The following is a 15,077-nucleotide window of genomic DNA, read 5'->3' as shown; positions in this document are numbered from 1 at the left end:
TCTGCTCTGAATCGCGCTAATCTAAAACCTGGGGGAAATGAATATTTACCCGCACTTTTGGAGGTAAATCTTGGCCATCGTTCTTTCTATTCTTGATCTGCTGTTGGCAATACTTTTTGTCTACGCCGGCTCGACCAAAGCATTCCAGCCTGTTGAGAGGCTCGAACCCAAGATGGCATGGGTCAAGGACTATAGCCCTCGAACCGTCAAGCTCGTTGGATGGGCGGAGCTTCTTGGTGGAGTTGGCCTGATTCTTCCTGGCCTGGTTGGCCTGGGAATTCTGCAGCTCACGGCAGCGATTTGCTTGGCTGTGCTCATGGTTGCTGCAGCAGTGTGGCATTTCCGCAACAACGACGCCAAGGGCGCCATCCCCAGCATCGTGCTCGCAGTATTGCTCGCAGTGCTGGCCTTATTCATGATTGTCTAAGCCGCTATTGAAGAAGGGGCCCCTACGGGCCCTTTCTTAAATTAAGTAGGTATTTAGCGCTGAGGATCCAGCACATTGAGGCGACGTCCGCGAACCTCGGTGGGGTCGAGCTCCATCCAGACGTAGTCGAGATCAGGAGCGAAGTCGACAATGGGGAGCCGGTCTAGTACCTTGGCAGCATCTTCACTGGTGAGTGTCCGCACAACACCCAGGGCAACGGTGCTGGAGAAGTGCTTCATCATCTGCCAACCAGATTCAAAAGCAACCAGCCTGCCATCTGTCTCTTTGCGTAAGCGAGACTCAGCGCCGGTGCGGAAGTAGATCTTCCAGTTGTGAACAACATACGAGACGGGATAGATATCGGGTGCTCCTTCGCGGGCACTCGCAATACGGCCAATTTGGTTGGCCTGGATAATCTCCCACGATCCTTCATCGTCGAGGTGATCAATGGGGTATTCGCTCATGGTGATGCTGTCTTTACTGGAGGGAAGGATATTTTGAGTTTATAGCTCATGGTGTGTGAATTCTGTGTGCTGTGGTAGTTGCTCCATCCGCCGTGGAATGGGTTAAGGTATGAGAAATGGCCTCCCCGAAGGGAAGCCATTTCACCGTGTTCGTTGTCTGCGTTAGTCGCGGGCAATCGCCAGGAACTGCAGAATCTGCATGTAGAGCCAGACCACAGTGACCATGATGCTGAACGCACCGGTCCAAGCGAACTTGGCGGGAGCCTTGTTCTGCACACCGCGCTGAACCATGTCGAAGTCCAGTACGAGTGAGTATGCAGCCAGCAAGATCACCAGAGGGCCAATGATCAGACCCAGTGGGATACCGAAGATCTCAACAGAGTTGAGACCGAAGGTTCCGCTGGTGGCACCGAAGGCAGACATCAGCAGGCTTACAACCGAGAAGACCAGGTACGCAATGATGGCGATGAAGAAAATCTTGGTCGCACGTGCTGATGCGCGGATCTTGCCGTTGGCAAACAAAGCCAAGGTCACACCGACCACCACGATGGTGGCAATAACAGCCTGGGCAACAATGCCACTCCACTGGGCGTCAAAGACCAGTGAGATACCGCCGAGGAGAACACCCTCAAGCGCGGCATAAGCAAGAATCAGTGCGGGTACTGGCTCTTTCTTGAAAATGTTGACCATGGCCAGGACGAAGGCACCAATACCGGCGACCATAATCATGCCTGAGCCCAGGGCAGGGTTCATGCTGGTGATGATCCATCCGGCGGCTGCGCCGACGAGGAGTACGACGAAAGAGATGAAGGACTTAGCAACTGTGTCTTCGTAGGTCATGGCGCGTTCGGGTGCGCGGTTGGCCGACGGTGCGTCATAGAGCGCTTGGAGCTCAGCAGCAGTCGCGTTAGGCGAGAAAGCCTTTTGGCCAGTGAAGGCGGGGTTGTTAACAGCCATGATGGTTGTCATTTCCTTTCAGGAAGTTGTGCGCTTTCTGGGCGCTACATCCACGATACCGAGTGTGAGCACCATGTTTTCCGAGAATTCGCTGTGTGTATGAACCTCGGTGATGGCTAGGCTGAAAATATGACAGCCCGCCCCCTGGTAATTGCCCATCGTGGGGCCAGCGGCTATCACCCAGAACATACTCGTCCTGCTTATCTCACGGCCATCAGTCAAGGGGCGAACGCCATTGAACCTGACTTGGTGTTCTCCAAAGATGGCGTTCTCGTTATTCGCCATGAGAACGAGATTTCCGGAACTACTGATGTGGCAAGCCGGCCAGAGTTCTCTGACCGTCTGACCACCAAGGTGGTCGACGGTGAAGAACTCACCGGCTGGTTCACCGAAGACTTCACCTGGGCAGAACTCTCTACATTGTTATGTAAGGAACGTTTGCCGGAGCTACGTCCCGGCAACGCGAAACAAGATGGGCAGTACCCCATCTTGCGGTTTATTGATTTGCTCGAGATCGCAGACCAAGCAGGGCCTGATTTCACCCTGGTGGTGGAGATCAAGCACCCCACCTACTTTGCCGGTTTGGGTTTGAGCTTCGAAGCTGCGTTGACGCAGGATTTGTTCCTGGCTGGCTGGCGCACAGATGACTTCCGTTTGATCATGGAGAGCTTTGAGAAGAGCATCATTGTGCGCCTGCGCGAGTTGCAGATTGGTGCCCAGCATTTCTACATCATGGACCGCGAGCATGTGGCTTTCGATGAACTGGTGTGGGCGGTCTCTGAAGGTGTTCCCCCCATTAGTAATGCGGATGAACTTTCTGGTCCTGGCTTAGAAGCCTTTTCCGGTCGGCTTGATGGCCTGGCTTTAGCCTCTTCCCTGCTCTTTGATGGCAGTGCCTTGGAGCTCAGCCACGGCCGGGCCATTGTCGAGCAGGCACATCAGCTGGGGCTCAAGATCTTTATCTGGACGCTGCGACCAGAGAACGAGTTTCTGCCTGAGACATTTCGAACTTCTGCTGACCCGCTTGAGCATGGCCAGTGGCAGAAGTTTTACGAGAAGCTGTGGGAGTTGGGTATAGACGGCGCCTTTGCCGACCACCCCGACTTGGCTGTCCGTACTCGCCCGTAGACTTGACGGGCTATGAGTGAGCTTTCTTCCGCCGATCCTTTACTGGATGGCCTGAACCCCCAACAGCTTGAAGCTGTGCAATACCGGGGTCCGGCATTGCTCATTGTTGCTGGTGCTGGCTCGGGTAAAACGAGCGTGCTCACCCGCCGCATTGCTTCTCTCATTCGTAATAGAGAAGCTTGGCCCAGCCAGATTTTGGCCATCACCTTCACCAACAAAGCTGCAGCTGAAATGCGCGAACGCGCAGAGAAGATGCTGGGCATTGCCACTGAGGGTATGTGGATCTCCACCTTCCACTCATCCTGCGTGCGCATTCTCCGCCGTGAGGCAGAGAACTTTGGTTTCACCAAAGCGTTCACTATCTATGACTCGCATGACTCTCGCACTCTGATCAAGCGCCTGATTAAGGAATACGAAGCCGACACTTATGGGCTGTCAGTCTCTGGAGTTGCCGGCAAGATTTCCCGACTGAAGAACGAACTCTCGGACGTGGACAGCTATTCCCGCAATGCAAACCTCAATGACCCTACTGAGGTGAAGTTCCTTGAGGTGTTCCGCGGGTACACCCGTGCACTCCAGGCTGCCAACGCATTCGACTTTGACGACCTCATTGCTCAGACCGTGTTCTTATTCCGTGCTTTCCCGCACGTCGCAGACCACTACCGTAAGCAGTTCCGTCATGTCTTGGTCGATGAGTACCAGGACACGAACCACGCTCAGTATGCGCTCATCCATGAACTCACCAGGGAAACCGCTGACGGCATGCCCGGCGGATCACTAACCGTGGTCGGTGACTCCGACCAGTCCATCTACGCCTTCCGCGGCGCAGACATGCGTAACATTGCCGAGTTCGAGCGCGACTTCAAAGGTGCTCACGTGGTGATGCTGGAGCAGAACTACCGCTCCACCCAGACAATTCTTTCTGCTGCTAACGCGGTGATCTCCAACAACTTTGACCGTAAGGACAAGAAGCTCTGGAGTGATGTGGGAGACGGTGACCTCATTGTGGGGTTCACCGGGTACTCCGCACACGATGAAGCCCAGTTCGTGGTCGACGAGATCAGCACCCTGCATTCTGCCGGCGTGGGTTACAACGAGATGGCCGTGTTCTATCGCACCAACTCACAGACCCGTGCCTTGGAAGAAATCTTCATTCGCTCCGCCGTGCCGTATCGAATCTTGGGTGGCACGAAGTTCTATGAGCGCGCTGAAATCAAAGACATCCTGGGATACCTCGTCACCATTGCCAACCCTGCAGATTCGTTGGCAGTGCGCAGAATTCTCAATGTTCCTAAGCGCGGTATTGGACCTGCCACCGAGACCGGCTTGCAGAATTATGCCGACACTAACCAGATAACGCTGCGCGAAGCGCTGCGCTCTGCTGACTCGTTAGGACTGGGTCCCAAGGTATCCGGGGCGATCGCCAAGCTGTCAGGCCTCATTGACGAGGCCACAGCATTGGCGGAGTCGGGCCCTGTTGCTGATGTGCTCACCCGCATCTTGGAAGAGACCGGGTATGTGGATCTGCTCCGCGCTACCCGCGATCCTCAAGACGAAGCTCGTGCTGAGAACGTGGAAGAACTTTTGGCAGTGACCAAGGAGTTCGATAAGAACAACCCCGGTGGCACGCTCATCGACTTCCTGACCGAGGTCTCTCTCGTTGCAGCTGCTGACGAACTCGATGACGCAAGTGGAACAGTTTCTCTGATGACCCTCCACACCGCGAAGGGCCTGGAATACAACGCCGTGTTTATTACGGGCGTGGAGGAAGAACTTCTTCCTCACCGCATGTCTGCCGGCGAACCCGGTGGCCCAGCCGAAGAACGACGCTTGTTTTATGTGGGCATTACCCGTGCACGCAAGCGCCTGTTCCTCTCTCTTGCCATGAGTCGTGCTCAGTTTGGTCAAACAAACGTGGCGATGCCTTCGCGCTATCTTCAGGAGATTCCTTCGGAACTCATTGAATGGCGCCAGTCACCTGGTTCGGTCAATGGTCGGGATGGATATCAGTCCCGCGCGCTCAACGCACGTGGCTCTCGCTATGACGGTGGCTTCGGCTCGAGTGAACTCGGCGGTTGGGGTTCCACCGAGGGCGGATGGAACTCTCTCGAGGCGTCACCGAAACCCAAAACAGAATGGGCTAACCGTGTCACGAACAAGATTCGTGACAACGGCGACCTGGAGCTGGTTGCCGGTGATCGTATTTCTCACGCCGACTTTGGTGAGGGAACCGTGAATCAGGTGACGGGCGAAGGCGCCAAGCGCGTTGCCCACGTGAAGTTTGACTCAGCAGGAGCGAAGAAACTCCTGATCAAGATCGCTCCGATTGAGAAACTCTAGATAGCTGTTCCGCTGCCCAGCAGTGAACCAATGAAGTAGGTCACAGCCAGTGCTGCTGCGCCACCAATGGTGACGCGCAGGATCGCGCGGGGGACAGGTGCTCCACCGATGTAGGCACCAACACCACCGGTGAGGGCCAGGGCAATCAGCGATGCCGCAACGGTTGCGGGAATCTTTGCGTCTCCGGGAACCAGTAGCACCGCTAATAGAGGCAAGATTGCACCGGCGAAGAACGCAATCGCTGACGAGATTGCTGCATGAAGCGGGTTGGTCAGTTCTTCCTGATTAATGCCAAGTTCAATGTCGAGGTGGGTTTTGAGGGCGTCCACCTCGGTCATTTCCACCGCAACCTGACGTGCTGTTGCAGGCTTGAGCCCCTGGGCTTCGTAGAGAGCAACGAGTTCTTCGAGTTCTTCCTCAGGGAATTCTTCGAGTTCGCGACGTTCCTTATTGATCCAGGCCTTCTCTGAGTCACGCTGGCTGGAAACAGAAACATATTCACCCAGTGCCATCGAGATGGCTCCAGCGGATAGACCGGCAACACCAGTCAGTAGCAGAGCTGCAGGGTCTGTTGTTGCGGCCGCAACACCGACCATCAGGGCCGCAATCGAGACAATGCCGTCATTGGCGCCAAGAACACCGGCACGAAGCCAGTTCAGCTTGCTGTTGGAAGCGGCGTCGTGGGGTTCAAAACCTTGTGCGTGGACTGATTCAGGCATAGCTCTACTCTGTCAGCTCTGTCTAGTTGCTGCCAGTTAGGAGAGGCATACCTATATAGAGGGTGTAATCCGCGGAAAAAACCGGTAAAGTCTGAATGGTCAATTTATCTTGATATCAAGTTACTTTTAACTCATCAGATTTATTTACTTCCCCTCTTTATCGCTCAACGCGGATTAGGAAATCACGTGGATCTTTACGAATACCAAGCCAGGGACCTATTCGAGAGCTACGGTGTTCCCGTGCTCGCTGGCATCATCGCAGACACCCCTGCTGAAGCTCGTGCTGCAGCAGAAAAGCTGGGCGGCGTTGTCGTCGTCAAGGCTCAGGTTAAGGTTGGCGGCCGTGGTAAGGCTGGCGGCGTCAAGGTCGCTAAGACCCCTGAGGAAGCAGAAGAAGCAGCGAAGGCCATTCTTGGTCTCGACATCAAGGGCCACGTCGTCAAGCGCGTCATGGTTGCCGCTGGTGCTCGCATCGCTGAAGAGTTCTACTTCTCAGTACTTCTTGACCGTGCAAACCGCTCCTACCTTTCGCTGACCTCCTACGAAGGTGGCATGGAGATCGAGCAGCTCGCCGTTGAGCGTCCCGAAGCTCTTGCTCGCATTGAGGTCAACCCCATCAAGGGCATCGACCTGGCAGAAGCCAAGAAGATTGCTGTCGCAGCGAAGTTCCCTGCAGAGCTCGTAGACAAGGTTGCTCCTGTCTTCGTCAAGCTCTACGAGGTCTACACCGGCGAAGACGCCACCCTCGTTGAAGTTAACCCTCTGGTTCTTACCGAAGAAGGCGACATCATCGCCCTCGACGGCAAGGTCTCGCTCGATGAGAACGCTGAGTTCCGTCACGAGAACCACGCAGCACTCGAAGACAAGGCAGCTGCTGACCCTCTCGAGGCTAAGGCAAAGGCTGCAGACCTCAACTACGTCAAGCTGGACGGTGAGGTTGGCATCATTGGTAACGGTGCAGGTCTGGTCATGAGCACCCTCGACGTTGTTGCTTACGCTGGTGAAAACCACGGTGGCGTCAAGCCTGCTAACTTCCTCGACATCGGTGGTGGAGCTTCTGCTGAAGTGATGGCTGCTGGTCTCGACGTCATCCTCGGTGACGCACAGGTCAGAAGCGTTTTCGTCAACGTCTTCGGTGGTATCACCGCATGTGACGCTGTGGCGAACGGTATTGTCCAGGCACTGGCAACCCTCGGTTCCGCTGCTAACAAGCCTCTCGTTGTTCGCCTTGATGGCAACAACGTCGACGAGGGTCGCCGTATCCTCGCCGAGGCTAACCACCCACTCGTAACCCTCGCAGACAGCATGGATGACGGCGCCGACAAGGCCGCTGAACTCGCTGCCCGCTAAGCCCTCACGAAAACTCAAGGATAAGAAATGTCAATCTTTCTGAACAAAGACTCCAAGGTCATCGTGCAGGGCATCACCGGTGGTGAGGGCTCCAAGCACACCGCTCGTATGCTCGCTGCAGGAACCCAGGTTGTTGGTGGCGTCAACGCACGCAAGGCTGGCACCACCGTTACTCACGGTGATGTTGAGCTCCCCGTCTTTGCAACCGTTGCTGAGGCAATGGCTGCAACCGGTGCTGACGTCTCGATCGCCTTCGTTCCTCCTGCATTCTCCAAGGACGCAGTTATCGAAGCTATCGACGCAGAGATTCCTCTGCTCGTCGTCATCACCGAGGGCATCCCCGTTCAGGACTCTGCTGAGTTCTGGGCATACGCCAAGGACAAGGGTGGCAAGACCCGCATCATTGGTCCCAACTGCCCTGGCATCATCACCCCAGGTGAGGCACTCGTCGGTATCACTCCTGCGAACATCACCGGTAAGGGCCCCATCGGTCTGGTTTCCAAGTCTGGAACCCTGACCTACCAGATGATGTTCGAGCTGCGCGACCTTGGCTTCTCGACCGCTATTGGTATTGGTGGAGACCCCATCATCGGCACCACTCACATCGATGCGCTCGCTGCATTCGAGGCTGACCCCGAGACCAAGGCCATCGTCATGATCGGTGAAATCGGTGGTGACGCTGAAGAGCGCGCTGCAGACTTCATCAAGGCGAACGTAACCAAGCCCGTTGTTGGCTATGTTGCTGGCTTCACTGCTCCCGAGGGTAAGACCATGGGTCACGCTGGTGCCATCGTCTCTGGTTCTACTGGAACTGCACAGGCCAAGAAGGAAGCCCTCGAGGCTGCCGGCGTCAAGGTTGGAAAGACTCCTTCCGAGGCTGCTCGCCTGATGCGCGAAATCATGGCAAGTCTCTAATCCAGGCTGCTTTTACTCGGCGCTTCCTTTCGGGGGAGCGCCGAGTTCGTTTAACCACACCTGTCCCCAACCGTGACGAAATCTTGGCCGAACTGGCAGACTAGAACAACTGTCTAACCTTTGAGGATTGAAACAAACATGTCTACTGCTGTGAAGAAGAGCGCTGGTCGCTCCTGGCTGTCCGCTATCGCCTTGATTCTGGCTATTGCGCTCACCCCCGCTGCCATCGTGACTCACTGGGCAACCAGCGAAGTTACCAATACTCAGCGCTTTGTTTCCACGCTGTCCCCACTAGCCAAGAACCCTGCTGTTCAGGAGACCATCATTACTGAGGTCACCACCATCATTGACAAGCAGGTCGACATCAAGGAAGTCACCACTTCCCTCTTTGAAGGTTTGGGCAATGCCCTGGATCTTCCCGATGCTGCCAAGAAGGCTCTCGGCATGCTGGCTGCTCCTGCAGCGAGCGGCGTTGAGGGACTCGTGCAGACCCTGGTTTCTAATGTTGTGAAGTCGCAGGCATTCGCTGATGCCTGGGACAAGACCCTCACCCTGACCCAGGAGCAGACCGTTGCGCTGCTTTCTGACAGTCCAGATTCTGTCATCAAGCTCTCCAACGATGGCACCCTGACACTTCCGCTCAAGCCCATCATCGTGGAAATCAAAAAGGAACTGGTCAAGCAGGGCGTTGGTTTTGCCTCGGCTATCCCTGAGGTCAACACCGACATCACCATCGGCAAGGTTCCCGAGCTGGCATTAGCTCGCGTTCTCTACCAAGTTGGTGTGGGCGTAGGAACCTGGCTTCCTTGGGTAGTTGCAGCACTGTTCGTCGTGGGAATTGCGGCTGCTCGCCGCCGCCCACGCGCACTTGCAGCCACCGGTAGCGTCATGCTTGGTCTGATGGCGCTGATGGCGTTCCTCTTCACCAGTGGCCGCATTGTTGCAACCACGGTGATTGACCCCAACTACTCTCCTATTGTGGGCGCGGTCTATGACGCTCTCGTTGCCTTTGTGCTCAATGTTGTACTCGCACTAGCTGTTGCTTCAGTCTTTGCCATTATTACCGGCTGGGCATTTGGCGTCAGCGAAAGTGCAGAGAAGTTCCGCGCATTCTCGAACAAGCAGATCAATTCACTGCGAAAAACGGTTGACCCCGAAAACAAGATCTTTGCTAACTCGAGCGTTGTGATGCACAAGTACCGCATTGTGGCCCGCGTGTCATCATTGGTGGCATTGCGCTGATTCTCAGTTCAATCATTCCTTTGACTGCCGCTGATGTCTTTGGCTGGACACTTACAGGTCTGGTCCTGCTCTTCGCCTATGAAGTCCTGCAGCGCCCTGTCGTCACGGCAGCAGCACCCAAGGTTGCCGCGACTGTCGCAGCTGCTGCTCCAGTTGCAAAGACTGCTTCAGTGAAGAAGGCCCCTGCCAAGAAGGCCCCTGCTGCATCTGCAGCCAAGAAGCCCGCTGCGAAGAAGAGCGCAACTGGCTCAACTAAGCCTGTCGCGAAGAAGCCAACCACTAAAAAGTCATAGCATCAAGGGGTGAACCGCACCCTGATTGCACTGCTTGCTGCCCTGGAGTCTCTCCTGGCAGTGGGCATTGGCTTGGGTATTACCCTCATTCCACTGAGTTTGATGTGGGCTGTCCAGTTGGACAGCGGCATCGGCTGGGACGTGTTTTATCGCGCTGCTGCTGACATTTGGTTAGTCGGTCACGGTGTTGACCTCACGGTCACCTTGGATCCTGTGCTGGCTGCGAATGTGGGTTTGGCGGGTGCTGAAAAGCCTTTCCTCATCTCCATTGCGCCCTTGTTCTTCTCAGTCTTGACCATCCTCTTGGGTGTTCGACTGGGTCGTAAGTCGTTGGAATCTGGTGCACGTTTTGTGGGCCCTGTTGCCGCAATCAGCACCTTCGGTGGCCTGACGGTACTCATTGCGCTTTCTTCGATAAACGCCAACGCCATGCCCACAATGTGGATGGCACTGTCATTCCCCACCGCCATCTTTGGTGCCGGTTTGTTCATTGGTGCTCGTGGTGAGATTGGTCACTCGGGTGGTCGTGCGGAGCGTTTGCAGCAGCGCGTCACCGACTGGGCTTTTGGCTTGCCACTCCAGGTTCGCGCGGTTCTGACATCGTCACTTCGTGGCGGCATCGCTTCTGCTGCCATCGTGGTGGGCATTTCCGCTGTCGTGCTCTCGGTCTTGCTGATTGCAAACTTCTCCACCATCTTGGGGCTCTATGAAGGCCTGCAGGGAGGTGGAGGCGGAAGCCTGATCCTTACCGCTGCACAACTGATGTTCATGCCGAACTTCGTGATGTGGGTGGCGTCCTGGTTTGTGGGCACCGGCTTTGCTTTAGGTACTGGATCTTCCGTTTCTCCTGTCGGCACCGAGCTGGGTCTGGTTCCAGCGCTTCCGATTCTGGGCGCTATGCCCACTGCTGATCTGGCTTTTGGTTTTGTGGGACTCACCGTTCCTATTGCTGCCGGATTCTTCGCGGCCTTCTTTGTTCGCCCCTCGCTGGTTCGAGGCCTTGGTGGAGCACCGCCCTGCGCTGGTTGATCTTTACGGTGTTCGGTATTGCTCTTGTTGGTGGCGCTTTGATTGGCTTTATGGCGTGGGCAAGCGGCGGTGCCGCAGGCCCAGGTCGTCTCGTTGACGTGGGACCTAACGCACTGCGCACCGGAGGCGTGGCAGCAGTCGAGTTCCTCATTGCGGCAACACTGGGTTTGTATGCCGGGTCGCGTTCTCCCTCAAAGCCTGCTGCTTCCACACCGGCTAAAACTCCCGAAAACAGCCCCAGTTCTAGCCGGTAGGCTTGAGGGGTGCTGAAACTCGTCGTCCTGATCTCTGGATCGGGCTCTAATCTTCGTGCCTTGCTCGAGGCAACGAGTGATGAGTCATTCCCAGCACAGATTGTGGCTGTCGGTGCCGATAACGAGGCATCTGGTTTGGCCCATGCGCGTGAGTTTGGTGTTCCCACATTCGTGGTTTCACCGGCCGACTACGCCAACCGCGTCAGCTGGGGAGAAGCCCTCATTGCTGAGGTTTCTTCCTACTCTCCAGACTTGGTGTGTGTGCTGGTTTCATGCGCATTCTTCCTGCCAAACGTGTCGGTGCGTTCTCGCCAACTCATCAACATGCACCCCGCATTGTTGCCCCTCTACCCCGGCGCTCACGCGGTGCGTACGCCTTCAGACGGCCGGCAACAGTGACTGGTGCAACAGTTTCATATCGTCGGACGGCGTCGACACTGTCCTGTCATCGAGCAAGTGAGTGGCCATCAATGCTGATGACACCGAAGAGACGCTGCACGAGCGCATCAGGATTGTCGAGCGTGAACTCATTGTTCACACCGTTCGCAATATCGCCCACGCCCACTCAACCTTCAGGATTTAGCACGTCATGAGCCGGCCCCTCACACGACCCCAGCCTCTACAACCACCGCGACGTTGTTCCCATTCGTCGCGCCCTGATCTCTGTCACGACAAGACCGGTCTGCTGGACCTCGCCGGCGCACTCAGTGCTGCCGGTGTTGAGCTGGTCTCCACCGGCTCCACTGCGCAGACCATTCGTGACGCAGGTCACGCAGTCAAGGATGTCAGTGAAGTAACTGGCTTCCCCGAGTCTCTTGATGGCCGCGTGAAGACTCTGCACCCATCCGTGCACGCAGTATCTTGGCTGACCTTCGACTTCAGGCCCACGCTGACCAGCTTGAAGAGCTCGGCATTCAGGCGTTTGACCTCGTTGTGGTCAACCTTTACCCCTTCCGCGAAACTGTGGCTTCCGGAGCAGCGGACGCAGACGTCATCGAACAGATCGATATCGGTGGCCCTGCCATGGTTCGTGCCTCGGCAAAGAACCACCCCAATGTGGCCATCGTGGTTTCCCCTGCTCGCTATGGGGAGATTATGGAAGCCGTTGCCCAGGGTGGTACTTCTCTAGAACAGCGCCGCTCACTGGCCGCTGAGGCATTCGCGCACACTGCGGCATATGACGCAGCTGTGTCGTCCTGGTTTGTTCGTGACGAGAAGTTCCCTCAGACCTATGCTGTTTCCGCGCAGCGCGGCTCTATCCTGCGATACGGCGAGAACTCCCACCAGGAAGCTGCGCTCTATCTTGAGCAGGGTGGACATGGCATTGCCCAGTCCACTCTCTTGGGTGGCAAGGAAATGTCCTACAACAACTTCGTTGATGCTGACGCTGCTGTTCGCGCAGCTTATGACTTCATCAATCCTGCAGTGGCGATCATCAAGCACGCGAACCCCTGCGGTATTGCCGTGGGCCGCGACAAGGCAGTGGACCAGATTGCATCTGCTCACCGTCTTGCCCACGAATGCGACCCCGTTTCTGCTTTTGGTGGTGTGATCGCGGCTAACCGCCCCGTCACACTCAAGATGGCGGAGCAGGTCAGTGAAGTCTTCACCGAGGTACTCGTTGCTCCTGGTTTCGAGCCGGATGCTCTTACCCTGCTGAGAACTAAGAAGAACCTGCGTCTGTTGCAGCTTCCTGAAAACTTCGGCCGCGAGCCTCAAGAGATCCGCCAGATCTCCGGCGGTTTCCTCGTTCAGGATGCCGACCTCTTTGATGGCACCTCCAAGCTCGGTGCGCTTCTGAGCGATTGGCAGCTTGTTTCAGGTGCGCCTGCTGATGAGGAAACTCTGGTTGATCTCGAGTTCGCATGGAAGGCGTGCCGTTCGGTGAAGTCCAACGCCATCCTGCTTGCTCACAACGGTGCGTCGGTGGGTGTGGGAATGGGCCAGGTCAACCGTGTTGACTCCTGCCACCTCGCAGTCAACCGTGCGGGAGACCGCGCTGCGGGCTCCGTTGCTGCGTCCGATGCGTTCTTCCCCTTCGCAGACGGTCTCGAAGTTCTCCTAGCTGCCGGTATCAAGGCAGTTGTTCAGCCTGGTGGGTCAGTGCGTGATGAAGAAGTCATCGCTGCTGCTCAGAAGGCTGGAGTCACCATGTATTTCACCGGCGAACGCCACTTCTTCCACTAAAGGATAAATAAATGTTCACACCCCGTCGTTTGATTGCTGCAGCCCTGTCTGCCCTCGCGGTCACCATCATCACCCAGAACGTCACCGGCCTGGCCTTTTTCATTGGTAACAACTTTGAAGAAGCCATCCTCTGGCAGGCTGGCTCGTTCTTCATCGGCGCGAGTGTGATCTTCTTTATCCTGGTCTTCCTCAAGGGTGCTTTCGGCTTCTTGGCTAAGCGTCGTTACTCGTGGGTTGTCGGTCTGGTTTCCTCCGTCATTGCTGCGGTTGTGAACATGTTTATCCAAGCTGCATCGCAGGGTGCGGGCTTCTCCGCTGATGTGTTTGCAGGTGTCTTCGCATCTCTCCTCGGCGTGAACCTCATCTTCGTTGTTGCCGGTACGGTGTCCACTGTCACCGCCGGAACAGCTATCTGGCGCTGGGTCATTGCCCGCGGTGCTACAACTGCACCCACCAAGGTGGCACTGGTTCGTGCACCCGCTTCGACTCTTGCTGATGGTCTGGTGACTCACATCAAGCGCAAGAAGGTTGATCTGGAACTGGCTGACCAGCAGTGGGATGCCTATGTGGCAGCCCTCAACGCTGCTGGTTGGATGACCATCGAGGTAGAGCCCCGCGATGACCTCGCAGACAGCGTCTTTATTGAAGACACTGTTGTGATGCTGGGCAAGCTTGCTGTGATCTCTAACCCCGGCGCAGACAGCCGCAAGCCTGAAATCGAAGCCACCGAGGCGACGCTGCGCGACCTCGATGTCGAGATCGACCGCATCGTGAGCCCCGGTGCTCTCGATGGTGGCGACGTACTCAAGGTGGGCAAAACCGTGTATGTCGGCCGTGGTGGTCGCACCAACGGTGAAGGCATTCGCCAGCTTCGCGCCATCGCCGCAAAGCAGGGATATACCGTTGTGGCTGTTCCTGTGACCAAGGCACTTCACCTCAAGACTGCTGTGACTGCATTGCCTGATGGCACCGTCATTGGTTACCCACCACTGGTGGACGACCAGGGTATCTTCGACCGCTTCCTTCCCGTGCCCGAGGCGCACGGAACCGCTGTCGTGGTGCTTGCTCCAGACACCGTGCTGATGTCCTCATCTGCTCCGAAGTCCGCAGAGCTGTTCCGTGAACTTGGTTACCGCGTGATCACCGTGGACATCTCTGAGTTTGAAAAGCTCGAAGGCTGCGTGACCTGCCTCTCGGTGCGCCTGCGCTAAGAGAAGACCTACAAGAAGGGGACCTAGAAAACTAGGTCCCCTTCTGCAGTTAAATTCAGTTCTGTTAGAGCGTCATTTCTCCGATAATTTCGCCATAGCGTGTTGTTCCAATATCGGTGAACCCAATGCGGTGGAAGAAGTCACCGGGGCCATTGTCCCCTGCTTCCCACAAAACGGTGAGTGTTGTATAGCCGCGAGATTTAGCTTCCTGGGCGAGTGCTTCAATGGCAAAACGACCAACACCCTTACCTTGAGCATCCGCGGCTACAACGATGCGCCAAATGCATGACTTGAATTCATGCTGATCGCTCTCAGGATCAAAGTGACCTCGGATGAAGCCCACAACGTTGTCTCCGTCGAGGACTACTCGGGGCCACTCAGTCGAGGGGTTGAAGTAGGACTCCGCGAGAGCATAAGAAGTCGGGGCAACGAACTGTTCTTGACCAGGCTTGAGGGTCAAAGAGTTCGCCGCGACAATAGTTGTGGCTGAGAGTTCTTCTAATCTGTAGGTCCCCATAGTTCTAGATTATTCCTCTCACTCGTTAAAGGGGAGTATCTGCG

The 15,077-nt window shown here is 56.1% G+C and carries 16 protein-coding genes and 1 pseudogene; 13 read left to right on the top strand and 4 right to left on the bottom strand.

The features are described from left to right. Nucleotides 1-70: 70 nt before the first annotated feature. Complete coding sequence (locus AURMO_RS07500; RefSeq protein WP_110234574.1) at nt 71-427, top strand: DoxX family protein; 357 nt, start codon at nt 71-73, stop codon at nt 425-427. 53 nt (nt 428-480) lie between these two features. Here the strand turns inward: AURMO_RS07500 and AURMO_RS07495 are convergent, their stop codons facing one another. Beyond that, nucleotides 481-891 (bottom strand): pyridoxamine 5'-phosphate oxidase family protein, encoded by a 411-nt coding sequence (locus AURMO_RS07495; RefSeq protein WP_110234573.1) that lies wholly within the window; start codon nt 889-891, stop codon nt 481-483. A 162-nt stretch (nt 892-1,053) separates the two neighbouring features. Further along, a complete protein-coding gene (locus AURMO_RS07490) occupies nt 1,054-1,848 on the bottom strand; it encodes a Bax inhibitor-1/YccA family protein (RefSeq protein WP_110234918.1) in 795 nt (264 codons plus the stop codon). A 129-nt stretch (nt 1,849-1,977) separates the two neighbouring features. Between AURMO_RS07490 and AURMO_RS07485 the strand changes: the two genes are divergently transcribed. After that, nucleotides 1,978-2,976 carry a glycerophosphodiester phosphodiesterase family protein gene (locus AURMO_RS07485; RefSeq protein ID WP_110234572.1) on the top strand — a complete coding sequence of 333 codons (999 nt, stop codon included), beginning with the start codon at nt 1,978-1,980 and terminating at the stop codon, nt 2,974-2,976. 12 nt (nt 2,977-2,988) lie between these two features. Beyond that, the gene (locus tag AURMO_RS07480; protein ID WP_110234571.1) at nt 2,989-5,316 is read left to right on the top strand and encodes an ATP-dependent helicase; all 2,328 of its coding nucleotides are present in this window, start codon (nt 2,989-2,991) and stop codon (nt 5,314-5,316) included. On the opposite strand, the gene AURMO_RS07475 is transcribed toward AURMO_RS07480, so the two are convergent. After that, nucleotides 5,313-6,035, bottom strand: coding sequence for a VIT1/CCC1 transporter family protein (locus tag AURMO_RS07475; RefSeq protein ID WP_110234570.1), 723 nt, complete (start codon nt 6,033-6,035; stop codon nt 5,313-5,315). The two genes, AURMO_RS07480 and AURMO_RS07475, sit on opposite strands and share 4 nt — an antisense overlap. 186 nt (nt 6,036-6,221) lie before the next feature. Here AURMO_RS07475 and sucC point away from each other — a divergent pair, with 186 nt between their 5' ends. The 10 genes and pseudogenes from sucC to ddaH all read left to right on the top strand — a co-directional run bounded on the left by sucC (nt 6,222) and on the right by ddaH (nt 14,516). Next, nucleotides 6,222-7,385 carry an ADP-forming succinate--CoA ligase subunit beta gene (gene sucC, locus AURMO_RS07470; RefSeq protein ID WP_110234569.1) on the top strand — a complete coding sequence of 388 codons (1,164 nt, stop codon included), beginning with the start codon at nt 6,222-6,224 and terminating at the stop codon, nt 7,383-7,385. A gap of 27 nt (nt 7,386-7,412) precedes the next feature. Next, the gene (gene sucD, locus AURMO_RS07465) at nt 7,413-8,300 is read left to right on the top strand and encodes a succinate--CoA ligase subunit alpha (protein ID WP_110234568.1); all 888 of its coding nucleotides are present in this window, start codon (nt 7,413-7,415) and stop codon (nt 8,298-8,300) included. Nucleotides 8,301-8,438: 138 nt separating this feature from the next. Continuing rightward, entirely contained in the window at nt 8,439-9,542 is a 1,104-nt protein-coding gene (locus AURMO_RS07460) for a hypothetical protein (protein WP_110234567.1), read from the top strand. Nucleotides 9,543-9,562: 20 nt separating this feature from the next. Next, the gene (locus tag AURMO_RS09020; RefSeq protein ID WP_110234566.1) at nt 9,563-9,835 is read left to right on the top strand and encodes a hypothetical protein; all 273 of its coding nucleotides are present in this window, start codon (nt 9,563-9,565) and stop codon (nt 9,833-9,835) included. Between the two features lie 9 nt (nt 9,836-9,844). After that, nucleotides 9,845-10,864 (top strand): cell division protein PerM, encoded by a 1,020-nt coding sequence (locus AURMO_RS07450; RefSeq protein ID WP_110234565.1) that lies wholly within the window; start codon nt 9,845-9,847, stop codon nt 10,862-10,864. Then, nucleotides 10,861-11,118: a cell division protein PerM gene (locus tag AURMO_RS09065; RefSeq protein ID WP_162532705.1), complete on the top strand. Its 258-nt coding sequence runs from the start codon at nt 10,861-10,863 to the stop codon at nt 11,116-11,118. Before AURMO_RS07450 ends, AURMO_RS09065 begins: the two co-directional genes overlap by 4 nt. A gap of 9 nt (nt 11,119-11,127) precedes the next feature. After that, nucleotides 11,128-11,517, top strand: a complete 390-nt coding sequence (gene purN, locus AURMO_RS07440; RefSeq protein ID WP_110234563.1) for a phosphoribosylglycinamide formyltransferase — start codon at nt 11,128-11,130, stop codon at nt 11,515-11,517. A gap of 190 nt (nt 11,518-11,707) precedes the next feature. Beyond that, nucleotides 11,708-11,893 (top strand): annotated as a pseudogene (locus AURMO_RS09105) (hypothetical protein); the annotation flags it as partial. Between the two features lie 86 nt (nt 11,894-11,979). Continuing rightward, a complete protein-coding gene (gene purH, locus AURMO_RS07435) occupies nt 11,980-13,305 on the top strand; it encodes a bifunctional phosphoribosylaminoimidazolecarboxamide formyltransferase/IMP cyclohydrolase (protein ID WP_420807767.1) in 1,326 nt (441 codons plus the stop codon). An 11-nt stretch (nt 13,306-13,316) separates the two neighbouring features. Further along, complete coding sequence (gene ddaH, locus AURMO_RS07430; protein WP_110234561.1) at nt 13,317-14,516, top strand: dimethylargininase; 1,200 nt, start codon at nt 13,317-13,319, stop codon at nt 14,514-14,516. A gap of 64 nt (nt 14,517-14,580) precedes the next feature. Here ddaH and AURMO_RS07425 read toward each other — a convergent pair whose 3' ends face one another. Then, nucleotides 14,581-15,033: a GNAT family N-acetyltransferase gene (locus AURMO_RS07425; RefSeq protein ID WP_110234559.1), complete on the bottom strand. Its 453-nt coding sequence runs from the start codon at nt 15,031-15,033 to the stop codon at nt 14,581-14,583. Nucleotides 15,034-15,077: the final 44 nt, after the last annotated feature.

Origin of the sequence: Aurantimicrobium photophilum (genome assembly GCF_003194085.1) — a bacterium.
GTDB lineage: Bacteria > Actinomycetota > Actinomycetes > Actinomycetales > Microbacteriaceae > Aurantimicrobium > Aurantimicrobium photophilum.
The sequence above is the reverse complement of the archived record's forward strand: the minus strand, read 5'-3'. Positions and strand labels throughout refer to the sequence as shown.